Source organism: Catellatospora vulcania, from assembly GCF_009720385.1.
In the GTDB taxonomy this organism is placed as follows: Bacteria; Actinomycetota; Actinomycetes; order Mycobacteriales; family Micromonosporaceae; genus Catellatospora; species Catellatospora vulcania.
Genome location: NZ_ML769302.1, coordinates 530,937 through 553,524, shown reverse-complemented (window position 1 = coordinate 553,524; position 22,588 = coordinate 530,937). Strand labels below are relative to the sequence as shown.

Annotated in this window: 17 protein-coding genes; 11 read left to right on the top strand and 6 right to left on the bottom strand. The window is 69.6% G+C overall.

Annotated features, from left to right (window positions below):
- Positions 1-262 precede the first annotated feature (262 nt).
- Complete coding sequence (locus tag F6W97_RS06805) at positions 263-817, top strand: hypothetical protein (RefSeq protein ID WP_155369259.1); 555 nt, start codon at positions 263-265, stop codon at positions 815-817.
- Here the strand turns inward: F6W97_RS06805 and F6W97_RS06800 are convergent.
- From F6W97_RS06800 to dnaN, 5 genes are all read right to left on the bottom strand, one after another.
- Positions 802-1,410: a hypothetical protein gene (locus F6W97_RS06800; RefSeq protein WP_155369258.1), complete on the bottom strand. Its 609-nt coding sequence runs from the start codon at positions 1,408-1,410 to the stop codon at positions 802-804. The two genes, F6W97_RS06805 and F6W97_RS06800, sit on opposite strands and share 16 nt — an antisense overlap.
- A 341-nt stretch (positions 1,411-1,751) precedes the next feature.
- Positions 1,752-2,285 carry a DciA family protein gene (locus F6W97_RS06795; protein WP_155369257.1) on the bottom strand — a complete coding sequence of 178 codons (534 nt, stop codon included), beginning with the start codon at positions 2,283-2,285 and terminating at the stop codon, positions 1,752-1,754.
- Positions 2,278-3,384 carry a DNA replication/repair protein RecF gene (recF, locus tag F6W97_RS06790; protein WP_155369256.1) on the bottom strand — a complete coding sequence of 369 codons (1,107 nt, stop codon included), beginning with the start codon at positions 3,382-3,384 and terminating at the stop codon, positions 2,278-2,280. Before recF ends, F6W97_RS06795 begins: the two co-directional genes overlap by 8 nt.
- A gap of 1 nt (position 3,385) precedes the next feature.
- A complete protein-coding gene (gnd, locus tag F6W97_RS06785; RefSeq protein WP_155369255.1) occupies positions 3,386-4,261 on the bottom strand; it encodes a phosphogluconate dehydrogenase (NAD(+)-dependent, decarboxylating) in 876 nt (291 codons plus the stop codon).
- 37 nt (positions 4,262-4,298) lie between these two features.
- Positions 4,299-5,447 carry a DNA polymerase III subunit beta gene (gene dnaN, locus F6W97_RS06780; protein WP_155369254.1) on the bottom strand — a complete coding sequence of 383 codons (1,149 nt, stop codon included), beginning with the start codon at positions 5,445-5,447 and terminating at the stop codon, positions 4,299-4,301.
- A gap of 647 nt (positions 5,448-6,094) precedes the next feature.
- Between dnaN and F6W97_RS06775 the strand changes: the two genes are divergently transcribed.
- Together F6W97_RS06775 and F6W97_RS06770 are read left to right on the top strand one after the other, a co-directional pair.
- Complete coding sequence (locus F6W97_RS06775; RefSeq protein ID WP_155369253.1) at positions 6,095-6,625, top strand: SigE family RNA polymerase sigma factor; 531 nt, start codon at positions 6,095-6,097, stop codon at positions 6,623-6,625.
- Positions 6,622-7,386 carry a hypothetical protein gene (locus tag F6W97_RS06770; protein WP_155369252.1) on the top strand — a complete coding sequence of 255 codons (765 nt, stop codon included), beginning with the start codon at positions 6,622-6,624 and terminating at the stop codon, positions 7,384-7,386. The genes F6W97_RS06775 and F6W97_RS06770 overlap by 4 nt, the downstream gene beginning before the upstream one ends.
- On the opposite strand, the gene dnaA is transcribed toward F6W97_RS06770, so the two are convergent.
- Positions 7,383-9,014, bottom strand: a complete 1,632-nt coding sequence (gene dnaA / locus F6W97_RS06765; RefSeq protein WP_155369251.1) for a chromosomal replication initiator protein DnaA — start codon at positions 9,012-9,014, stop codon at positions 7,383-7,385. The genes F6W97_RS06770 and dnaA overlap by 4 nt on opposite strands.
- A gap of 666 nt (positions 9,015-9,680) precedes the next feature.
- Between dnaA and rpmH the strand changes: the two genes are divergently transcribed.
- From rpmH to F6W97_RS06725, 8 genes are all read left to right on the top strand, one after another.
- On the top strand, positions 9,681-9,818 hold the full coding sequence (rpmH, locus tag F6W97_RS06760; protein WP_144119903.1) for a 50S ribosomal protein L34: 138 nt from the start codon (positions 9,681-9,683) through the stop codon (positions 9,816-9,818).
- 20 nt (positions 9,819-9,838) lie between these two features.
- Complete coding sequence (gene rnpA, locus F6W97_RS06755) at positions 9,839-10,282, top strand: ribonuclease P protein component (RefSeq protein ID WP_155369250.1); 444 nt, start codon at positions 9,839-9,841, stop codon at positions 10,280-10,282.
- Positions 10,279-10,563, top strand: a complete 285-nt coding sequence (gene yidD / locus F6W97_RS06750) for a membrane protein insertion efficiency factor YidD (protein ID WP_155369249.1) — start codon at positions 10,279-10,281, stop codon at positions 10,561-10,563. The genes rnpA and yidD overlap by 4 nt, the downstream gene beginning before the upstream one ends.
- Positions 10,560-11,435 carry a membrane protein insertase YidC gene (yidC, locus tag F6W97_RS06745; RefSeq protein WP_407924549.1) on the top strand — a complete coding sequence of 292 codons (876 nt, stop codon included), beginning with the start codon at positions 10,560-10,562 and terminating at the stop codon, positions 11,433-11,435. Before yidD ends, yidC begins: the two co-directional genes overlap by 4 nt.
- A gap of 194 nt (positions 11,436-11,629) precedes the next feature.
- Positions 11,630-12,178, top strand: a complete 549-nt coding sequence (locus tag F6W97_RS06740) for a Jag family protein (RefSeq protein WP_230686501.1) — start codon at positions 11,630-11,632, stop codon at positions 12,176-12,178.
- An 11-nt stretch (positions 12,179-12,189) separates the two neighbouring features.
- A complete protein-coding gene (gene rsmG, locus F6W97_RS06735) occupies positions 12,190-12,921 on the top strand; it encodes a 16S rRNA (guanine(527)-N(7))-methyltransferase RsmG (RefSeq protein WP_155369247.1) in 732 nt (243 codons plus the stop codon).
- A 519-nt stretch (positions 12,922-13,440) separates the two neighbouring features.
- Entirely contained in the window at positions 13,441-14,712 is a 1,272-nt protein-coding gene (locus F6W97_RS41365; RefSeq protein ID WP_281286677.1) for a ParA family protein, read from the top strand.
- A 40-nt stretch (positions 14,713-14,752) separates the two neighbouring features.
- A complete protein-coding gene (locus F6W97_RS06725; RefSeq protein ID WP_155369246.1) occupies positions 14,753-15,799 on the top strand; it encodes a ParB/RepB/Spo0J family partition protein in 1,047 nt (348 codons plus the stop codon).
- Positions 15,800-22,588: the final 6,789 nt, after the last annotated feature.

The following is a 22,588-nucleotide window of genomic DNA, read 5'->3' as shown; positions in this document are numbered from 1 at the left end:
CACCCAGTGTTCTGCTCTCACGCTCGATCCTACTGTGTCGTGCCGACATCTGCCGCACGCGGCACCCACAGAACGTCGTTTCAAGGCCCTGGCAGCCCCGTAGCCGCCCGAAAGCCTCCGGTCGCAACTCCCCCCACGGACGCGACGCTCCTGAGGGCCGGTGGCGAGCGGGCCCAGAAGCACCGGTTCAGAGGGTCGCGCAATGTCCCCCGTATGCCGTAAGTTGCGCACGGCCTGGAACTCAAGCGCTCGAGAGGCTGACATGGGTCTGGACAACGTCGCGGTGCAGTGGCCGGCCACCGGCCGCTTCTACGACCCGGTGGCGCCCGCGGAATTCGTCGACTTCGCCGAGCTGGCCGAACTGCCGACCACCGCTGCGCCGACCGCTGCCCTGGCAGGTCACATCGCGCGCACCGGCACGGTCCGCGCGACCGCGTACACCGAGGTCGTCGATCTGCTCCTCGGGCTCAAGGGCGTGCTCTACGCCACCGAGGCCGCCGAGGAGGACGAGGACCCGGTCATCGACCCCGACGGCTGCGCCTGGATCGCGGGCGGCCTGGAGAAGTTCGTCGCGGGTCACGCGCCGCACGGCGACGCCGTCTCGTTCGACAGCGTCGCCGCGGTGCTCCGTGCCGCACTGACCGATTCCCGACTCCCCGAGCAGCAGCTGCGGTGGCTCGAACAGCGCCTCGACGCGCTGCGCGAGGAGACCGACGGCGACCCGCAGTGGAGCTTCCCGCTGTCGGAGTTCGCCGTGCTCGCCCAGTTCTACCGCCGCTGCGCCGACCGCGGGTTCGCCGTCTACGCCGAGTCCTGACCGACCGGCCCGGCCTCGCCGTCGTGTCCGGCGTTCGCGGGGCCGGGGTCCGTCTGCGCCGCAGGCCCGGCTCCGGCATCCGCCGGACCGGACGCCAGGTGTGCGGACCTTCGGCGCAGCACCCACCAGAGCGCCAACGCGGCGACCAGCAGGACCGCACCGCCGCCGATCAGCGCGGCCACCGGCACGTCGCCTTCCAGCTCCACTTCCGGTGCCGCCCCGAGCAGCTCGTTGCCCGAGCACAGGCTCGTCTGACCCTCCCGGCTGTAGACCAGGTAGCGGTTGCCCTCGACGAAGTCGAAGCCGCAACTGGGCCCCTCCATCGCCGTCTTCACCTCGACCGGGCCCTGCGCGGTTCCCTTGCGCACCTGCTCGACGGTGAGCCGGGCGGTCATCAGATCCCCGGTCGACGTGCTGAACGCGGGCCGGTCGATGTCGACCACCACCCCGACGAACACCAGATCGGCCCAGGCCGTGTTCTCCACCGGGTCGGGCTCGGCGCAACTGCATGCGCACGCCGTCCCCGACGGTCCGACCACCAGCACCGAGGTCAGCACCATCAGCGCCGCGAAATGTCCCCACAGTCTCCGCATGGCCTTCAGATGCCCCACCCGCCACCCGGGTTCCATAGATCCACCCCCGCCCTGCGGACGGCTCGCGGCCATACGCCACCGCCACCGCCACCGGCTCCGCCACCGCCACCGCCACCGGCTCCGCCACCGCCACCGGCTCCGCCACCGGCTCCGGCTCCGGCTCCGGCTCGGCTGATGATCGCAGTCTGTGGTCAAAAGGTGTGGTCTGACCGCAGATTCCGACACGAAACAGCGATCATCGCCCGCCGAGCCCACCCAGCGCGCCTGGCGCGTTAAGAAGGGCACCCTCCTCTACGCATAGCGATAAGAAGGTGCCCTTCCTTCGGGCAGGAGGGGGTGGGTCAGCCGTAGGTGTCGCCGGGGCCGGTGCCGCGGACGCGTTTGCGGCCGTGGGACCAGGAGGGGGCGGCGGGGCCGTGGATGTGGAGTTTGGTGACGACGTTGTTGCCGACGGTGCCGGCGATGCGGGTGAGGATGGTGCGAGCCAGCAGGCGGAGCTGGGTCGCCCAGGCTGTGGACTCGGCTTCGACGGTCAGCTCGCCGTTCTCCAGCTTGATCGGGCGGCTGTGTGCGGCGATGTCGGGGCCGACGCACTTCTCCCACTCGCCGAACACGGTCGCCTCGGCCGTCGGGCGCTGCCAGCCGCGCGCCTTCATCAATCGGGACAGCACGTCGCCGAGCTTCGCCGGATCGCGCGGGTCGGGGCCCGGGCCTGAATAGCCGCGCGGCCGGTAACGCGTGCCGGGGCTGTCGCCCTTGGCCCGCGCCTCCGCCGCGGCCTGGTTGCGTGCGGCACGCTTCCTGAGCGCGGCGTCGAGTGCGGCCCGCGCCAGTTCCGGTCCGTTCCGGTCCCCCGGGGGTACGGCGTCAGCCACGGCTCACCTCTCCGGGTGTCACGAAGTATCGGGCGCCACGCAGGGCGGTGGGCACGTCGGCCTCCACCGCACACGTGATGATCACCTGTGCGGCGTCGCCGATGAGCTGCGCCAGCCGCTCGCGGCGGCCGGTGTCGAGTTCGGCGAAGACGTCGTCGAGGATCAGCACCGGTTCGATGCCGTCGGCGCGGAGCAGGCTGTAGCCGGCCAGCCGCAGGGCGAGCGCGTACGACCAGGACTCGCCGTGGCTGGCGTAGCCCTTCACGGGCAGGTCGCCGAGCCGGAGCACCAGGTCGTCGCGGTGCGGCCCGGCTAGTGTCGTGCCTCTGGCGATCTCGTCGGAGCGCACCTCGGCGAGGGCGGCGAGCATGGCCTCGGGCGTGGGTTCGGGCACCGAGGCGCGGTATTCCGCGACTGCCTTGCCGACTCCTGCGCTGACCTGCTGGTAGGCGTCCTCGAGGAAGGGCGCGAGCTGCTCGACGAGGCTGAGGCGGGCGCGCAGCAGTTGCGCGCCGTGCTCGGCCAGGTGGGTGTCCCACACTTCGAGGGTGCTCAGGTCGCCGCCGCGCGCACCGCCGACCTTGCGGCTGAGGTACGCGGTGCGCAGCAGGGCGTTGCGCTGCTTGAGCACCCGGTCGTAGTCGGCGCGCACCGCGGCGAACCGCGGCTGGCGGGCGGTGAGCAGGTCGTCGAGGTAGCGCCGCCGCTGGTCGGGGTCACCGCGGACCAGGGACAGGTCCTCGGGCGCGAACAGCACCAGCCGCAGCGCGCCGAGGATGTCGCGAGGGCGGCGAGCCGGGGACCGGCCGAGCCGGGCGCGGTTGGCCTTGCCCGGCACGATCTCCAGCTCGACCAGCAACTCGCGGCGCTCGTGCACGATCGCGCAGCGGATCACGCCGGTGCTCGCGCCCACCCGCACCAGCGGGGCGTCGGTGGAGACCCGGTGACTGGCCAGCGTGGCGACGTAGCCCAGCGCCTCGACCAGGTTGGTCTTGCCGACGCCGTTCGGGCCGATCAGCACGTTCGGCCCCGGCTCGAGGTCGACGCCCACCCGTGGGTACGAGCGGACGTCGACGAGTTCGAGCCTTCTGACGTACAACTCAGCCGGCCTGCTGCACGGCGTGTCCACCGAACTGGTTGCGCAGCGCGGCGATCGCCTTCATGGCCGGGGAGTCGTCCTGGCGGGATTCGAAACGGGCGAACAGCGAGGCTGCGATGACGTGCATGGGCACGGCGAGGCGGATGGCCTCTTCCACGGTCCAGCGGCCCTCGCCGGTGTCGTCGGCGTAGCCCTTCAGCTTCTCCAGGTGCGCGTCGTCGGTGAGCGCCAGGTCCATCAGGTCGAGCAGCCAGGACCGGATGACGGTGCCCTCACGCCACGACCGGAACACCCCGGGCACGTTGGTCACCAGCTCGGAGGCCTCCAGCAGTTCGAAGCCCTCGGCGTAGGCGTGCATCAGGCCGTACTCGATGCCGTTGTGCACCATCTTGGCGTAGTGGCCGGCGCCGACCGGGCCGGCGTGCACGAAGCCGAACTCGCCCTCGGGCTTGAGCGTCTCGAAGATCGGCATGAGCCGGCCGACGTTCTCGTCGGAGCCGCCGACCATCAGGCCGTAGCCGTTCTCCTTGCCCCACACGCCACCGGACACGCCGCAGTCGACGTAGCCGATGCCGAGCTTGCTCAGCCGCTCGGCCCGCGGGCCGTCGGCGGAGAAGCGCGAGTTGCCGCCGTCGATGACGATGTCACCCGGGCTGAGCAACGGAGCCAGCTCGTCGATGGTGGCCTCGGTGACGCCGGCGGGCACCATCACCCACACCGCGCGCGGCGCCTCCAGCTTGGCAACGAGGTCGGCCAGGTTCTCGGCGTCGGAGAGCTCCGGGTTGCGGTCGTATCCGACGACGTCGTGGCCCGCCTCGCGCAGGCGGTCACGCATGTTGCCGCCCATCTTGCCAAGTCCGACCAGACCGAGCTGCATGTCTTCCCCCTTGGTGCGTTGGAGCCTGGCCGCTGTGTCAGCGGCCCACCCTGATCGGCATGATCAGGTAGCGGAACCCGGGGATCGCCGCACCGTCGGCGTCGGCGGGGGTGATCACCGCGGGCTTGAACGGATCGTTGAACGAGAACACGGCCGTCGGTGCGCCGAGCGCGCCCAAGCCCTCGATCAGGTACTGCGGGTTGAAGGCGATCGTCATCGACTCACCGGTGAAGGTGGCGTCCATCGCCTCGCTCGCCCGCGCTTCTTCGGTGCCGCCGGCCTCGACCACGAGACCGTCCTCGCTGAAGCTCAGCCGCACCGGGGTGGCCTTCTCCGCCACCAGTGAGACGCGCTTGACGACCTCGACCAGCGCTGACACGGTGACCCGGGCCTCGGAGGCGTAGCTGGGCGCGAACAGCGAGCGCACCGGCGGGTAGGACTGGCCGTCGAGCAGGCGGCTGGTGGTCCGGCGGGAGCCGCCGACCTTCGAGCCGCCCAGGAAGCCGATCATGCCCTCGCCCGCGCCGCCGCTGGCCAGCGCGATGGTGACGTCGCCGCCGGTCGGGCCGAGCGTCTTGGCGGTGTCGGCCAGGGTGCGCGCCGGGACCAGCGCGTTGACGCTGATCTCCGGGTCGTCCGGCGTCCAGGAGATCTCCCGGATGGCCAGCCGGTAGCGGTCGGTGGCGAGCAGGGCCAGGGTGTCGCCGTTGAGCTCCAGCCGGACGCCGGTCATCATCGGCAGCGTCTCGTCGCGCCCGGCCGCGATGGCGACCTGGGACACCGCCGAGGCGAACACCGCGGCGTCGACGCGGCCGGCGCTGGCGGGCAGCTCCGGCAGGGTCGGGTAGTCCTCGACCGGCATCGTCGGCAGGGTGAACCGGGCACTGCCGCAGACCAGCTCCAGGTGCGCGCCGACGGCGGCGATCTCCACCGGCTTGGCCGGCAGCGCCTTGGTGATCTCGGCGAGCAGGCGGCCGGAGACCAGGGTCGCGCCGTCCGCGTCGGCCTGCACCTCGACGTCCACCTGGTTGGAGACCTCGTAGTCGAAGCCGGAGACGTGCAGGCGGCCGTCGGCGACCCGCAGCATCACACCTGCCAGAACCGGCACCGAGGGCCGGCTCGGAAGGCTCTTGGCGGTCCAGGCCACGGCGTCGGCGAGCGCGTCACGCTCTACCCGAAACTTCATCTTCAGCCCTCCTGTGGTCACGTCGATGCTGCCAAGCTGACCACTGAAACCTTAGGACCTCCGAGCGATCTCCCCTCGGCGACCCCTGTGGATCGGCGGCGGCCGAGCATCCACAACTTCCCGAACCCCGATGATTTCTTGATTTCTCTCTTAGAGATAACTCCCGTCTTCATCATCGGTGCTGTGGAAACTGTGGATTAACGCCGTATTCCCAGGTCACCCCGCATGCAGGGGTGTGGAGGAGCGGTGGACGGGCGGTGGATAACCGGCCGAGTTCTCCACAGCCGGAGCTTCGTCCACCGGTTGTCCACCGGCGTCCACAGGTTATCCACCGGCTATCCCCAGTGGTTCTCCCCAAACTGTGGACACCGGGCATCCACGTTCTCCACAGCGATATCCACCGATCATGGCCCGCTGTCCACGGATCAAGGGCTCCGTCCACACGCGCGTCCACACTCTTTCCACAGCAAGATTTTTGGCGGAATCTCTGTCCACATCCGTCCACAGCGGATCCACAGGCAATCCACCGGGTTATCCACGGACTTATCCACGATCTCTGTGGACAACGGGCAACCTTTCGCCGCCGCGGGCCACTTACTGGGGGCGTACCCGGCACCGGACACCCTCTACCCACAAGGCGGATCCCGATGACGGCATCGCGCGCCGAAGAGTTCGAGGCGTACGTACGGGCACGCACGCCGGCCCTGCTGCGAGCGGCATATCTGCTCACCGGCGACCAGCATCTGGCCGAGGATCTCGTCAACGACGCGCTGATCCGTACCCATCAGGCATGGCCTCGCCTGTGGGACGGCAGCCCCGAGGCGTACACCCGCAAGATCATGTATCACCTGCAGATCTCGTGGTGGCGTCGCCGACGGCGTTCCCCGGAACGGCTGACCGACGTCCCGCCCGAACCGGCCCGCACCGCGCGCGTCGACGAACAGGCGCAGGCCGTCACCCGGCTGGTCCTGCAGGACGCGCTCAGCCGGCTCGGCGCCCGCCAGCGGGCGGTGCTCGTGCTGCGCTACTTCGAGGATCTGTCCGAGTCGGAGGTCGCCGAGCTGCTCGGCGTGACGGTCGGCACGGTCAAGTCGCAGTCCGCCAAGGCGCTGGCGAGGCTGCGCGTCATCGCGCCTCATCTCCTCGACTCCCCGACCAGCGACAGGAAGCTGCGATGAACGACTCCTTCCGCGCCCGGCTCGCCGACCTCGCGGCGCAGGCCGAACCTGCCGACCTCTATACCCGGGTGCTCACCGGCTCCCGGCGCCGGTCGCGGCGCAGGACGACCGCCGTGCTCGCGGCGGCTGCGGTGCTGTCGGGCGGTCTGGTCGCCGGCACGGTGCTCGTCAGCCGGTCCGTGCCGCCCCCGGTGACCACGCCCTCCGCATCGGCCGGCCCGGTCACCGCGACGCAGGTCCCCAGCGGATCGCCGCCCGCCGGTGTTTCGCCCGCGCCGGCGGTGGACGCGCGCAACGCGACCTTCGACGTCCCGGCGATGGCCCAGTGCGCGGCGGGCCGCCGGACGTTCGTCGACGGCACGGAGCGGGACGGCCCCTACAACAGCCTGACCGTGGCCGAACTGTCCCCGCCGATCCGCGCTGATCTCGACGGGTTGCCAGGGGACGAGTTGGTCGTGCTCGTCAGCTGCCGGATCGAGGGGATCTTCACGCGCAAGCAGCTGCTCGCGCTGACCGTCGACGGCGGCGCGCTCCGCCCGCTCGGTTTCATGCTCGATTCCCGGACCTTCGACTTCTTCCCCTGGATCGACCCTGCGCAGGTGTCGGTGAGCGGGGACGTGGTCACGGTGCGGATCGAGGGCTACGGCAACGACGACGGGGCGGAGCGCATCACGCCCCAGGAACGCGGGTTCGCGTACCGGGACGGGGCGTTCGTCCAGATCAGTGGACCGACGGAGCGGCCCTCGCCGCTCCCCCGCTAGACCTGCTTGATGCGGTTGGTGAGTTCGGCGATCTGGTTGTAGAGGGATCGCCGCTCCGCCATCTGCTGCCGGATCTTGCGGTCGGCGTGCATGACGGTGGTGTGGTCGCGGCCGCCGAAGGCCTGCCCGATCCGGGGCAGGGACAGGTCGGTCAGCTCGCGGCACAGGTACATGGCCACCTGGCGTGCGTTGACCAGCACCCGCGAACGGGAGTGGCCGCGCAGGTCCTCCAGGCTGACGCCGAAGTACTCCGACGTCGACAGCATGATCTGGTCGGCGGTGATCTCCGGTGCCGCGTCGTCGGGGATGAAGTCGCGCAGCACCTCCTCCGCGATCGACAGCTTGACCTGCTCGCGGCTGAGATTGGCGTACGCGGTGACCCGGATCAGCGCGCCCTCGAGCTCGCGGATCGAGTTCGACACCCGGGAGGCGATGAACTCCAGCACGTCGGCGGGAGCGTGCAGGCGCTCCTGAGCGGCCTTCTTCTGCAGGATCGCGATGCGGGTCTCGAGGTCCGGCGGCTGGATGTCGGCCAGCAGGCCCCACTCGAACCGGGTACGCAGGCGGTCCTCCAGCGTCGACAGCGCCTTGGGCGAGCGGTCCGACGTGATCACGATCTGCTTGTTCGCGTTGTGCAGCGTGTTGAAGGTGTGGAAGAACTCCTCCTGGGTCCGGTCGCGCTTCTCCAGGAACTGGATGTCGTCGATCAGGAGGATGTCCACGTCGCGGTAGCGCCGCTGGAACGCGCTGGCCTTGTCGTCGCGGATCGAGTTGATGAAGTCGTTGGTGAACTCCTCGGTCGACACGTACCGGACGCTGCGGGCGTGGCCGAGCTCCTGGGCGTAGTGGCCGATCGCGTGAAGCAGGTGGGTCTTGCCCAGCCCCGAGCCGCCGTAGATGAACAGCGGGTTGTACGCCTTTGCGGGCGACTCGGCGACCGCCACCGACGCGGCGTGCGCGAAGCGGTTGGAGGAGCCGATGACGAAGGTCTCGAAGCGGTACTTCGGGTTCAGCTTGTTGCCGCCGGCGTCGTTCGCGGCCGAGCCGGGGGTGGCGCCGGGACGGCGCTCCCGCTCCTCGCGTACCTGGGCCAGCGGGTGCGGCACGGATCGGCTGTCCATCGGCCCGGTGCCCCGGCCGGGGCCGGAATCGGACGGGCCGTCGCGGTGGTCGGGCGTGCGGAGCACGGCGGCGCGCACCGGGGCGACCTCGGGGTGGCGCGGGACCGGGACGGCGAACAGCGCGTCCTCGCCGTCGGCGGCGGGCGCCACGACAGGATGCTCGATGGGCGGCGGGCTGTAGACGGGTGCCGTGTATGCCACCGGCGCGTACTCGGCGGGCGGGGCGGCCGGAGCCGCCGGGCGGGCCGCGGACTCGTCCGGCGGACGCACCTTCACCGCCACCTGCACCGGCCGGCCCATGATCCGCGACAGCGTGTCGGTGATCGCGGTGCGCAGCTTCGTCTCGATGACGTCGCGGATGAACGCGTCCGGCACGCTCAGCAGCACGAGGTCGTCGACCACCGCGAGCGCCTGGGTGAGTCTCAGGTACGCCCGGTGCTGCGCCGAGACGATCTCGTCAGCGAGCTCGTCGGTGGCGGCCAGCCACACGGCGTTGAGGTCGCTCACTTGTCAGCCTCGTTCATGCGCTCGACCCTTCGATTCCGTGTAGCGGGGCTCGGTCTGGCACCGGTTGCCCGTCAGCTCCCGCACGACGGCTCCGATCAATGACGATGTAGTCACGGACCGTGGTTTTCCCCCGGGTTATCCCCCGAATCCTCGAGGTTCTCCACAAGTTATCCACAGGCTGTGTGTCGATCGGTATCCGGGGTCCGGCTGGTATGGGTCGCCCTATCCGGCGCTTGAGCGCCTGCAACACGGCCCACCGTGCCGAACGAGCCACCTTATTGCCCGGTTTTGCGGTAGCCGTCACAATTAACGGCTGGCGCCGTCAGTCGGGCACTCCGGCACGCTAACAGGGTTATCCACAGGCGTCCACCTGTTGTCCACAGCTTCACTCTCGGTGAGTGTTGATAACGACACTGTCGGTTGCCGTCGAGCGCTCGCTGTTGACACGATGAGTGAGCTGCGAAGAGTTCTTGGCGGACATCGACGGCACGTGTACCCTGGAGCGGTTGCTCCATCACCCTCTGCTAGGGTGTCGGTTGCGGCGTCCGCCCTGACTCAGACAAGATCGAGACTGCTCGTCCCGATCCTGCCGTCAACCGGGCGGTGCACCCGCGGAAAGCTAGAACTTCCCCGCCTCAGCGCGGGGCGATCCCCAGGAGACCTGACGTGAGCAAGCGCACGTACCAGCCGAACAACCGTCGGCGCGCGAAGACCCACGGCTTCCGGCTGCGTATGCGCACCCGCGCCGGGCGCGCCGTGCTGTCGCAGCGCCGGGGCAAGGGCCGCGCCCGCCTGGCGGTCTGAAACCCCCGGACGGGCCTCGGATGCTGTCGGCTGCGCACAGGTTGAGGCGAAGCGCTGACTTCGCCGCCGCCGTGCGGGCCGGCCGCCGAGCCGGTCGTGGCGCCGTGGTGGTGCACCTGACGGTGCCCGCAACGGCCACCGAGCATGAAACGGCGTGGCAGGGAGACGATCCCGGCCACGCCGTTGCCGTGTCCGGGCAGGTATCCCAGGCAGGGTTCGTGGTCTCCAAGGCGGTGGGGAACGCGGTGACCCGCAACACGGTGAAGCGCCGGCTGCGTCATCTGGCAGCGGACCGGCTGGACGGGCTGCCCGCCGGGGCCACCGTGGTGGTGCGCGCGCTGCCGCAAGCGGCGTCCGCCTCGTACGAACAACTGGGCCGGGACCTCGACGCCGCGCTCGTCGCGGCACTCAAGCGCGACCCCGGCCAGGCATCGCGCCGCAGGTCGACGGGGGGTAAGGCATGACTCAGCCGTCGCGACCCACGACACTCGCCGGGCGCGTGCTGGCCCTACCCATCATCGCGTACCGTCGTTGGGTGAGTCCGGGCCTGCCAGCCCGTTGCCGGTTCTACCCGTCCTGCAGCGCCTACGCGCTGGAGGCAATCTCGCGTCACGGCGCGGCGCGGGGGTTCTGGCTGACGGTCAAACGGCTCGGTCGCTGCCATCCCTTTCACCCGGGCGGATATGACCCAGTGCCACCCAACACCCGCCGCAGTACTGATGTGACTGGAGCAACACCCTCATGATGGACTGGATCTATACGATCGTCTCGAAGGTCCTGCTGCTATGGCACAGCCTCTTCGACAAGCTCTGGGGCGACGGGACCTGGCTCGCCACCAACTGGGACTGGGTCCTGGCGATCGTCTTCCTGGTGCTGACCGTCCGTGTGATCCTGTTCCCGCTGTTCATCAAGCAGATCCGGTCGCAGCGGGCCATGCAGACGCTCCAGCCGCAGCTCAAGGCGCTGCAGGAGAAGCACAAGGGTGACAAGGAGACGCTCCAGCGCGAGATGATGGAGCTCTACCGGCGGGAGAAGGCCAACCCGCTGATGGGCTGCCTCCCGCTGCTGATCCAGATGCCGATCTTCTTCGGCGTCTTCCACGTCATCAAGCGCCTGGGCACGGGCACCAGCGACGAGACCCTCTACGGGTGGACCGCGGCGCAGTTCCAGAGCGGCATGTCCGCCGACCTGTTCGGCGTGTCCATCGGTGCGACCTTCCGCGACGGCGGCATGGCCGCCGTGCTCTGCGGCATCCTCGGCGTCGTCATGATCATCACGACCTACATGACCAGCCGCCAGATGATCCTGAAGACCGGCTGGTCCGAGGACCCCACGCAGAAGATGATGCAGAAGCTGATGCTGTACGGCATCCCGGCGACGCTGATCATCTCCGCGGTGGCCTTCCCGCTCGGTCTGATCATCTACTGGACCACGACGAACCTCTTCACCCTCGGCCAGCAGATGTGGGTGCTGAAGAAGTACCCGCCGCCGAAGATGGGCGCCAAGCCGGAGCCGAAGGTCATCGACCCGGAGGTCGCCAAGGCGCTCGCGCCGAAGGTGGGCGCCAAGCCGACCAACGCCAAGCAGCGCAAGACGGTGAAGAAGAACGTCGGCTGAGCTGAGACAGGGTCGCCTGCGGTAGCGGCGGGCGACCCCGGCTGACTGCCACCCCCACACAGACCTGCTCGTGATCCCCGCGCCGCGGCGCGGGGCCGATCACGGGGTTTTGATCGGACCGAACACCCGGAGAGAACGTGACCGACCAGACTGAGCTGGACGACGTGGCAGTCGAAGACCTCGCCGACACCGAGATTCAGAAGGCCCCGGCAGCGGCCGAGGAGGGCGACGAGGCTGAGGAGGGCGCCGACGAGGCCGCCACTCCCAAGCGCAAGGCCGCCAGCGACGCCGACCTGTTCCGGCAGAGCGAGATCGCGGCGGACTACATCGAGGGCCTGCTGGACATCCTGGACGCCGACGGCGACATCGACGAGCTGGTCTCCGCCGGCCGCCCGGTGGTCGAGGTGGTCGGCAGCCGCCTGCAGTCCCTCGTCGGCCCGCGCGGCGCGACGCTGGAGGCGCTGCAGGAGCTGACCCGCCTGGCGATCTTCAAGCAGACCGGTGAGCCGAGCCGCCTGCTGCTGGACGTCGGTGGCTACCGCGACCAGCGCCGCAAGGAGCTGGGCGCGCTGGCGAAGAACGCGGTGGAGAAGGTCAAGCAGCACGGCGAGGCCGTCAAGCTGGAGCCGATGTCCGCCTTCGAGCGCAAGTGCGTGCACGACGTGGTCAACGCCGCGGCGGGGGTGCAGAGCGAGTCCGAGGGCGTCGAGCCCAACCGCCGGATCGTGGTACGTCCCGCGTGAGTTCCGATGACATGACGGAGCCGGTCATCCCCGACGGGGTGGCCGGCTCCGTGCTCTCCCCCGACCTCCGCCCGGCGGCCGAAGCGCTGTTCGGCGACCGGCTCGACACCGCCACGCGGTACGTCGAGCTGCTGGCCACCGACGGCGTCGTGCGCGGCCTGATCGGCCCGCGCGAGGCGCCCCGGCTGTGGGAGCGGCATCTGCTGAACTGCGCCGCCGTGGCCGAGCTGATTTCCCCGTCCGCCACGGTCGTCGACGTGGGCTCCGGAGCCGGTCTGCCCGGTATCGTGCTCGCAGTGGCTAGACCGGATATTTCGGTCATTCTGGTTGAACCACTGGCACGTCGGACCGCCTTTCTGGAAGAGGCGGTGGCGGCCCTCGGCCTGACCGGCCAGGTCACCGTGGTACGCGGCCGCGCGGAGGAGCAGATCGGCCAGCTCAGCGCGGACGTGGTCACCGCTCGCGCGGTGGCGCCGCTGGACCGGCTGGCGGGTTGGTGCCTGCCGCTGGCCTCGCTGGGCGGTCGCCTGCTGGCGCTCAAGGGCATGTCAGCCGCGGACGAGATCGTGGAGCACGGCGACGCCGTCGCCCGGCTCGGCGGCGGACCGGCCGTGATCCACCAGTGCGGCGTCGGCCTGATCGACCCGCCCACCACCGTGGTGGAGATCGTCCGGGAGCGCGAAGTCGTGCCGAAGACTGCCAAGCCGTCCCGGCGGGCAGGGCGCGGAGGGCGCCGGCACTGACGGTGCGCCCTCCGCTCACGGAGAGGGCGCACGACGATGGGTGTGCTGCGAACCGACGGTGCCGGCACGTCCGCCTCGGCTGACGTGCCGCGCCCTCGTACCTATGCCGGCGCGTTTCCCGGGGCCGGATCTGCCATCCGCTCGCCCCTGTCCGGTGCGGTGCTGGCGACCGGTGCGCCACCTGCCCGGCGGGTCATGCGCGCTGCCCCGGTCGCTCCCGTGGCCGCGGGCTGGCCCGGTCCTACCACGGCACAGCGGCGGCTGGGATGTCGCATGTCACTGGTGCCGGGATTCTTGGTGTATGTCCAGCCAGAAGGCGGTCTCGGGCGTGCCCAACCGGACGACTGTGGTAGCTTCCGTCGCCCGACCGCCGTAGGCTGGCCGCGCGTCGATAATGTGGACCCGACTGTCGCGGGTGCGGTCGTTGCACCGCCGGCAGAGACGCCAGCGCGCGCCGGACCGGCCGGCGCAGCCATCCGATCCGATGCGGGCAGGGATGACACGGTGCAGGAATACGGCATGAGCCTCCCCCAGGGCTCTTACGGCGTTGTTTCACGTGAAACATCAACCCCGGCGCAGCGAGGCGCCGCCAACCCGGGCTCCGGTATGAGGCCTACCGTCGCGAACACGTACTCGTCGAGCGCGGCAGGCTCCCACCCGGTGTCCAGTGGTCCGGCGAGCCCCGACGCGACCGGTTTCCGCGCGACGGCCTCGGTGCCGCCGCCGGGGAGCAGTGTGCCGCCCGCGGAGTTCTCGTCGGCTCCGCACGGCGCCACCGGCTACGTGCCGGTGTCCGCTCCCCCGGCGAACCGTCCGCCGTCGCCCCGCCCTCAACCCAGTTCTACGCATGTCGCGGGTGAGGATCAGAGTGCGACCGCGTACGGTGCTTCTGACGCGAACACGACAGCGTCCGGTAGTTCGGAGGACCCACCGTTGGCCATGGAAGCGATGCGCGCCGTACAGATTTTGAACCCGAGCGGCGAGGTGACTATGCCTCGCCCGACCCGGCAGCGCGTCATGTGCGTCGCCAACCAGAAGGGCGGCGTGGGTAAGACGACCACGACGGTGAACCTGGCGGTGGCCCTGGCCCTGCACGGCAACCGGGTCCTGGTGGTCGACCTCGACCCGCAGGGCAACGCCTCGACCGGACTCAACGTGCCGCACCACGCGGGCGTGCCGGACGTCTACGACTGTCTGATCGACCAGGTGCCGATGGAGGAGGTGGCGCAGGCGGTCGAGGGCATTCCGAACCTCTACTGCGTGCCGGCCACCATCGACCTCGCCGGCGCCGAGATCGAACTCGTCTCCGTGGTCGCCCGCGAGTCGCGGCTGGGCCGCGCGATCCAGGGCTTCCCGATGGAGTTCGACTACGTCTTCATCGACTGTCCCCCGTCGCTGGGCCTGCTCACGGTCAACGCGTTGTGCGCCGCGCAGGAGGTGCTCATCCCGATCCAGTGCGAGTACTACGCCCTGGAGGGCCTCAACCAGCTCCTGAACAACATCAACCTGGTGAAGGCACACCTCAACCCGAACCTGGACGTGTCCACCATCCTGCTGACCATGTACGACCGCCGTACCCGCCTTGCGGACGCGGTCGAGCAGGACGTGCGCAACCACTTCGGGGAGAAGGTGCTGACCTCCGTCATCCCCCGCAACGTGCGCGTCTCCGAGGCGCCGAGCTACGGCCAGTCGGTCATGACTTATGATCCCGGTTCGCGCGGAGCCACCAGTTACTTCGAGGCGGCGCAGGAGATCGCCGAGCGCGGCGCGAAGATCGGAGTTGCGGCATGAGCACGCGGAACAGCACCACTGCGGAAGGTGAGGCGCCGGCATGACCCCGCCCCCTCTTCGTAAGGGAGGCCTCGGCCGCGGTCTGGGCGCGCTGATCCCCACCACGCCGATCGCCCCCGAGCCCTCTGTGGTGGCCCCGGTGCCGACGCAGGCCGCTCCGGTGGAGGTTGTGCCGGTCTCCGCTCCCCCGGCCGCCACGGTCGCTGTGGAGGTGCCGCAAGCCCCTCCAGTGGTGGAGATGCCGCCCCCGGCGCAGGTGGCCGACCTCGCGCCGGTGCCCGGCGCGCGGTTCGCGGAGATCCCGGTCGGCTCGATCGTGCCCAACGCGAAGCAGCCCCGGCAGATCTTCGACGACGAGATGCTCGACGAGCTGAAGATCTCCATTCAGGAGGTCGGCTTCCTGCAGCCGATCGTCGTCCGCGAGCTCGGCCAGGACAAGTACGAGCTCGTCATGGGCGAGCGGCGCTGGCGTGCCGCACAGGCCGTCGGCAAGGAGATGATCCCGGCGATCATCCGGGACACCCGCGACGACGCCATGCTGCGCGACGCCCTGCTGGAGAACATCCACCGGGCCCAGCTGAACCCGCTGGAAGAGGCCGCGGCGTACCAGCAGCTGCTGGAGGAGTTCGGCGCCACGCACGACGAGCTCGCCAAGAAGATCGGCCGCAGCCGTCCGCAGATCTCCAACACCATCCGCCTGCTGAACCTGCCCCCGCAGGTGCAGAAGCGGGTGGCCGCCGGGGTGCTGTCGGCAGGCCACGCCCGAGCACTGCTCAGCCTCGACCAGGCTGACGCCCAGGACAAGCTGGCGACGCGCATCGTCGCTGAAGGGCTGTCGGTGCGGGCGACGGAGGAGCTGGTCACCCTCGCCAACGCGGAGGGCGACGCCAAGCAGCCCGCTGCCAAGCGCCGCGCGAAGCCGCATGCCCCTGCCCTGGTCGACCTGGCCGACCGGCTGTCGGACCGGTTCGACACCAAGGTGAAGGTGGACATCGGGCGGAGCAAGGGAAAGATCACGATAGAGTTCGCGACGGTAGACGACTTGGAGCGGATCGTCGGGATCATCGGCGTGGAGAACCAAGAATAGACTAGGTTGATGAAGCGGGCCGTCCTCAAGGGGCGGCCCGCTTCTTTGTGTTCGTGATCGGTGCAGCCTCGTGACCAGCTGAGCGCTGGTCGGCCGGTGCGTCGTGATCAGCCAGGCATCGGGCCAGGCGTGCCGGCAGTATCCAGGGCGGGTCCGCGCCGCCCATCCGCGCCGCCCGTGCTACCACGGCCGCCGTGGGTGGACCGGCCCATCCCTCTGTGCGGTGCCGGTCCTTGCGTGTCCGACTGTCCGCAACCGCTGCCCCCGGCCGCCCTCTCCGGGGCCGGTGTCGTGGCAGTGCGGCGGCCCTGGAGACAGCCGCTATGGGACGACGCCTTCCCGTCTTGCCCAGGGCAGGTGCCTACCCTCACCCGTCGTACCGTCCCCGTAATGGCGGTCCCCTGCCTACTGCCGGGTCTTCGCTCTCACGCCCTATCGCCGCTCCCGCACTGGGTCTGCGCCACAGGACTGCCCTGAATACCAGGCCCGGTCTGAGTGCCGGGCTCGTGCCCACTGCACGGCCGACGCCTACAGCCGTGCATGCCTTAGGTCTGCCCGGCGGGCTGCCTGGTCTGCGGGGCTGTGGTGGGTGCCCTGGGATGGGACAAGGCGGCAGGGCGGGAGGGTGCCGGGTGTGTAGAGCGCCCCTTGGGGGACCTGGCGCTACTCGGTTCGCTGCACGGATACTCAGGGATGGGTACTTAGGCGGTCCCCGAAGCGGGAGTACGGTGCCCGACCTGCAGCCGTCCCGCCACCCTGTGCCTGCCGCATTCCTGTGGGCATGGTGCGGTCAGCTCTCGCCTAACGTGGTGCACATCGGGTCTTCGCTGGCTCCCCCAGTTGCAGACCCGGCTTCGAGCCGGGTGCGTGATCGGCGCAAATTTTTGGTTGGTCCGTCGGCGTAGGAGCCCGAATCAGGGCCAGAAGGCGCCTGGCGTGAACGGCTCATGGTGCGGCACGACCTTGCCCACTGGCCGCGGTCGCGCCGCACGCCCGATGCGGTTGGTGGCCTCCCGACCGGACCGCGGCCGAGTCCTTGGGTGGTTGGGACGCTGCCATGCTTGGGCGGTCGGGCAAGCCTCTGACTGTGCTGTGCTGTGCCGTGCCGTGCCGTGCCGCGCCGTGCCGAGCCGAGCCGAGCCGAGCCGAGCCGTGCCATGGCGTGCCGTGCCATGCCGTGCCGGGTCGTGGTCGCGGTCAGCACGGCCCGCAGCGCGGTCGGGGTTCGAGCCGTGCCACATTGCCGATATGCCAAGCCGGAGGAGGTGTGGCACACCGCCCGGCAGTTCGCTTCAGGCAAGACGATGCCGGTGCGCCATGCGGCCGGCGGTTCGCCTCATCGGGAACTTCAGGTGAAGAGGTCGACCGAATCTCGCGGCCCGGCCGAACGACTCGTCGCTCCGCGTACAGTTGGCCGGCCGCGCTTGGCTGTGCGTGGGCCCCTCAGGAAAATCGGGCCGCAGGGTGATGTGGTCCCTTCCAAACGCGCACCGATCCTGGCATCCGTTTGGCACAGCGTTGCCCAGCCCCGTCCAGCAAGGAGCCGAGCGCTGTGCGCACTGGGCTGGACCGGACCCGACCTCCTGTAGCGACAGGGGTCATCGCCACACCTGGACGCTGCCGACTCCACCCATTTCCGCAACGGCTTGGCCCGCGCGTTGAGCAGACGAGCCAATACTTGCGGTGCGCCCGAAGCGGCCCGACCGGACGAAAGCGCAACCGGGCTGTGCTGGCAGTGGGATGCGTCGGAGCTCGGGCTGTGGTGGCCCCGAAGACCCGGGGGGGTGGAGGGCAACGCGGGGCGGCGCAAGTCGGATGACACTGAGTGGATCAGGTTGTGCGATGGCTTGTACCGGGCCGGCTGGCCGCCACGCACTCCGGAGTCGTAGCGATGTTTCACGTGAAACCGAGAGATCGTCTGTGGGCTCGCGGGCCGATGGAACTCGCCCGAAGCCCAGCCAGTGTGGTGCGGCTGCGCCGGCCCGCCCACGCGCAACCGCGATCTGAGGTCGCGCAAGCGCACCCCTCGTCTCGTCCCGTCTTTGGGGTGTCGAGGTGTTGCGAGTTCGCCAAGGCTGGGGCCGCCGCTTGGCCGTCCTTGTAAAAGTGTGTTGTCGCGTCACTGGGCATCCTCGCCGGGCGGCGTGCACTCGGGATGAAGCCAGGGATGAAGCCAGTCTGCGAGGCGGCGATTGGCCCTTGGCTTCTGCGTGGGCTATCGCGGCACGCAGCACCTCGCGCCAGCGCGGCGTCTCCCGGGCCGCCTGGGGCCAGGTTGGTGGGTCACCCGATACGGCGCAGTTGGCGCTATGCCTCTGTCCATGGCGCACCAGGACGTCATAACCCGCTCCCATGCGGACCCGCTTCACGCTCGCCACTGCCTGTCTGACAGCACAAGTCCAGTCACTCGGGTCGAGCTAATCTTCGTAGCTGCTTCCAGGAGTCACGGCCTTCCCGGCACGGTTGCCGATACGTTCACGGCCTTGACCATCCTCTGACTCCAGCCGTCGGTCGACCGTGCCCTTGGAGTCCGAGGGCGGAGGCGGACGCTCAGTGTTCGGCGCTGCCGTTCATCGCGCCGAGGTTCGGGGGCGAGGTTCTGTCGATCTTCTTGTTTCACGTGAAACCTTGCGATCCGAGTTCGCACTGGGGCCGTGAGTCTCTCGAGTAGCGGATCAAAGGCTCCGCCGAGCTGGAGCCGGCTGGACAATGCGCCACATCGGGGCGCGCTGTCGCCCGCTCTGGTGAGTGGGCGACAGCACCGCCGGAGCATCCATCTTCAGGTCGTATCAGCACTCGCGCGTCTGCATGTGCTCGGCCGCGATGACGGCAGTATGACTCGGCCACCGCTCCCGTCCTACAGGCTCAGCCGTTAGCGCATCTGAGTCTTTGTGTCAGGGGCTAAGCCGGCACGGCACACCACTTCCAGCGTTGGTGCGCGCGAGATGCGGTGTGCTTCGGCGACGCAGGTCGCCGTTCCTGTCGCCAAACCTGCACGCGCTTCAGTAGCCAATAGAGAAGCCGGTCATGGGCGCTTGGCAGTCATGTGACCGGGAGGAAAGAGTCTGGTCCATCCGCAACGTGGTGCCAGATCCACACCCGCTGGGATCGGCATGGGCTGGCGGTGCGGATGGTTGAGTGATGTCGGGCTGCGCCCAGGCCCACCGGCACAGCATCCGGGAAGGTTGAGGCGCGGAGCAACTGAGGGTATGCACCCATCCCCACCGTGTGGCTGGTGACCAGTTCGCTATGCGCGCGTCGACTGGAGAGCTCGCATGGCATCAGTATCCGTAGGGGTTGGCGGATCCGCGTTTGTGGGAGGGCGTGCCCTCCGACCACAGTCAGGCGGCCGTCCGGTTGCCCGGCTCCGATGCCGGCTATACCGCCGCGCGGCGAGCGGACGGCATCCCGCTGGCCGCGATGGCTTCGTCGACCCGGTGCGGACCAACCGTGGATCGGCCAGCTACTAGCTCCGAAATTCTAGGGACAGCCGGGAGTCTGGGGGCCTGCAGTCTGATTGCCTGCCGACATCGGCCGGAGTGCGAGCCGCGTGGCTCCCGCGAACCTTGCGGTTCCGGCGCGATCCAGTCGCGGCAGATGGCGTGCCGTCGCTCGGCGCATCGGTGTCGTGCGGATTCGCGTAGTCCGGGTGACTCGTCGAACGTGGGGTCACAACCGGACTGGGTGACTGGAGTGGCGCGGAGAAGACCCGGCGCCTACTCCCCTGTCTTGTCAGCTACTCCGGTCGCCGTCGCCGTCGCCGTCGCTGGTGCCATCGGTGCGGTCAGGCCGGCTGGCGTCGGGGTACTCCTGGCCGGCTCGTCACGACCCGGTTGGAGTCGGGCACCACCAGCTCGGGGACGCGTCCGCGTCGGCACCCGCGTATGGAGGGGTAGCGGTGACCGTACCGGTACCGGCTACAACCGGGTGATCCCGAACAGCGCCGAGGCCACCGCGCCTACCGGGCAGATGAAGGATGACATCGCCAAGCTGGGCGTCTTGCCCGCGAGCATGCGGCGAGTTTCGCCTCCCCACAGCGGGCGATACCACGATGCTTGGCCGGGGTGACTTGAGTCGGCCCGCACTCCGGACCGGCCGTCCACCTTCGCACGAACAGCTGGGAGTACGGGGCACCACAGCGGGGTTCCAGCAGGACCCGGGCGATGAACGCGCGAGGCCGGGTCACCGCCTCCGTGCTGCGCGTACCGCCGGTGCCCCGCTGATGGTCCTCCGAGTCGCGGCCCGGCGATAGAAAGATGCGGGCACCGAGTTCTGCGACAGGCGAGGTGTGGCTGCGCGGCCTGCCTTGTCGGTGCGTTGGATGCAGAAGCACGGCGGTTCGGGCAGGTTCCCGTCGGCGGTGGTGACCCATGTCGCGACCGAGATGACACACGATGGCGAATCCAGCCGGCAACGCCCCACCGGAGCGGATGGCCGAGTTAGGCGCTGCGCGTTCCTACGGGGCGAACGCTCACTGTTTCACGTGAAACACGATGATCGCGTTTGCGACTGCGGCATCAGGTGCCAAGTGACGATGACCCGGACCTGTGCCGCCTCCGATGCGGATCTGGACGGCGGTACGGAGAGACGCGCGCCGACCGTCGGTCTTGGGTGAGCCCGGTGTGCACGGGGCGGCGAGCGGCATTCGCCGTACCGCAGAAACATGGCGATGCTCAGCGCCCACGCGTCGGTTCACGGGCCTGCTTGGCGCGTCGTGCCTTCATCGGTGATGCGCGTGACGAGCTGGGCGCTGAAAACGTGCGCCCCGGGCACCGATTGGCGCACCGCAACTCGCGAGTCGGCGTACGTGCTCACGCGCGACGGCGTGTAGCAGTGCCCAAACTCGCGTACCGCTCTCGGGCTTCTCGACACTTCGGAAGGACACCCGGCCGCACGAATAACTGGTCGCTGGGTGCGGTTCGATGCCGGAGTGAACCCCTCCCGCACGACCGCTAGGTACTTCCGGTCGTCGGAGGGTCTGAGACTCGGGACGAACCAGTGTTGACGCGTGTATCTGAACGGTTGGCCGGCTCGGGGTTCAGCGACCTGAGCACGCGCCGCCGACTCCGATCCACGCTAGCGGCTCCGTGTGTTCGACCCCGCCGTTGCCTTCGCTGTCGCGCTGGGCGCGCTCTCGACTGCCAGCATCGAACCACCGGGGAACCGCTGGGGCGGCGAAGGTGGAGAGCCACTTCATTTGCGTCCGCCGGCGCACGATCGGACCGATGGTTCAGCGTTGCCCGGCCGCGGTAGGGCACGACACGGTGCGCACCCGCTACGGGAAGTGCGGCTCTGACCAACGCTCGCTCGGTCAGGATGAAGCTACGATCCACGCGGGAGCCGCCCGCCATTTCGGGGTTCGTTGCCAGGCCCGGAATTTGCCACGCCCGCCAGCCGGTCGCGGACACTGCTGGGCGCGGGTGTGAGAGGTGCGCGGAGTCCGCGGGCGGCAGTAAACCGCGCCGTCCAGTCGACCCGCACCGCTGTCGCTCGGACCCGGTATCTCGCTCTCAGGAGATCTGATGTCAGCGAGCCCGAACAGGCTCGGACGTCACTGGCCCAGCCTCAGCACGCGGACTTTCGTGGCCCGCCGGGTTGACGTGCTTCAGGGGCAGCGCGACTGACGGTGCTCTGCTCTGCGGCCGTGGGATCGGCGAAGCTGTCGGGTGATGGTGCCTGTGTGGCAGTAGAACTGTGTCCTGCCCCGACCTGACTGGCCGGTGAGGTCAGGGTCAGCGCTACGAGCGACGCACCGACGGTCCCGGGCTACGGCGCCGTTGGGAGGGGTGTTGCCGTGTCGGCTCGTGCAGAGCAGCCTTGTCCAGACCAGCGGCACGCGGAGCGCTTCGCTGAGGAGCGGCGGACCTGTCGCCTGTCGAGCCTTGGCGGCGTGTTCGAACGGAGAACCTTCGTCAAACCGCCCTTCGTTCCGGTCGTGGTTTCACGTGAAACTACGACCGAGGATCAGGCTACGGTGCGGCACGGAAGCGTTAGATCGCGCAGGCTCGGATCCCGATCTGACGCGAGGTCGTGCCGTCGAAGTGCGAGTCAGGCTCTGCCAACGGTCTGCCGCTGACTGATGCCGTTGACCTCCCACGCCCGACGCCCGACGCCGGATGCCGGATGCCGGATGCCGGAAGCCGCACGCCGGAAGCCGCACGCCGCACGCCGCACGCCGGACGGGGCCGGCGCGCCGTCGAACTGTGGACGGGCCTGTGGAACCGGGCACGTAACCGCTACCTTGTCTGCCTTCAACAGACCAGCCGCTAGAGCCACCCGGTGGACCTGACCGCGGAGCCGCAGAAATGGCGCGAGGGTCCACGGGTTGGCACCCCGGGCGGGGCAATCCGGACCCGGATGCAGACCGGCCGACGCTGTTCACGATCCGCAGTGGGCGCGAACCAGCCGGCGGGCCACTGCCGACGTCGTTTGTAGGGGACAGCTGTCAGTGGGCGAAATTTGCGGCCTCGTCCGGTCCGCGAGACGGCGAGGCAACCTCTGCCGATGCCACCCCCGGAACCCCAGGGGGCGTAGACGAGTCGTTGGTGGCGCGGGTGCACACAGTGGTCGTCACGGGCCCGCTTGGGCACCTGGCCGACAGGCCCTGCACCGTCAGAACGAGGCCGAGCCGAGCCCGTCACCACCACGCAAGCCGATCAGTTGCTCCCCGGCTCCCCGGCTCCCCGGCTCCCCGGCTCCCCGGCTCCCCGGCTCCCCGGCTCCCCGGCTCCCCGGCTCCCCGGCTCCCCGGCTCCCCGGCTCCCCGGCTCCCCGGCTCCCCGGCTCCCC

Coding starts and splice junctions, on each gene's coding strand:
- F6W97_RS06805 (WP_155369259.1), top strand. CDS start 263: ATGGGTCTGGACAACGTCGCGGTGCAGTGGCCGGCCACCGGCCGCTTC.
- F6W97_RS06800 (WP_155369258.1), bottom strand. CDS start 1,410: ATGCGGAGACTGTGGGGACATTTCGCGGCGCTGATGGTGCTGACCTCG.
- gnd (WP_155369255.1), bottom strand. CDS start 4,261: ATGCAGCTCGGTCTGGTCGGACTTGGCAAGATGGGCGGCAACATGCGT.
- dnaN (WP_155369254.1), bottom strand. CDS start 5,447: ATGAAGTTTCGGGTAGAGCGTGACGCGCTCGCCGACGCCGTGGCCTGG.
- F6W97_RS06775 (WP_155369253.1), top strand. CDS start 6,095: ATGACGGCATCGCGCGCCGAAGAGTTCGAGGCGTACGTACGGGCACGC.
- F6W97_RS06770 (WP_155369252.1), top strand. CDS start 6,622: ATGAACGACTCCTTCCGCGCCCGGCTCGCCGACCTCGCGGCGCAGGCC.
- rnpA (WP_155369250.1), top strand. CDS start 9,839: ATGCTGTCGGCTGCGCACAGGTTGAGGCGAAGCGCTGACTTCGCCGCC.
- yidD (WP_155369249.1), top strand. CDS start 10,279: ATGACTCAGCCGTCGCGACCCACGACACTCGCCGGGCGCGTGCTGGCC.
- yidC (WP_407924549.1), top strand. CDS start 10,560: ATGATGGACTGGATCTATACGATCGTCTCGAAGGTCCTGCTGCTATGG.
- rsmG (WP_155369247.1), top strand. CDS start 12,190: ATGACGGAGCCGGTCATCCCCGACGGGGTGGCCGGCTCCGTGCTCTCC.
- F6W97_RS41365 (WP_281286677.1), top strand. CDS start 13,441: ATGAGCCTCCCCCAGGGCTCTTACGGCGTTGTTTCACGTGAAACATCA.
- F6W97_RS06725 (WP_155369246.1), top strand. CDS start 14,753: ATGACCCCGCCCCCTCTTCGTAAGGGAGGCCTCGGCCGCGGTCTGGGC.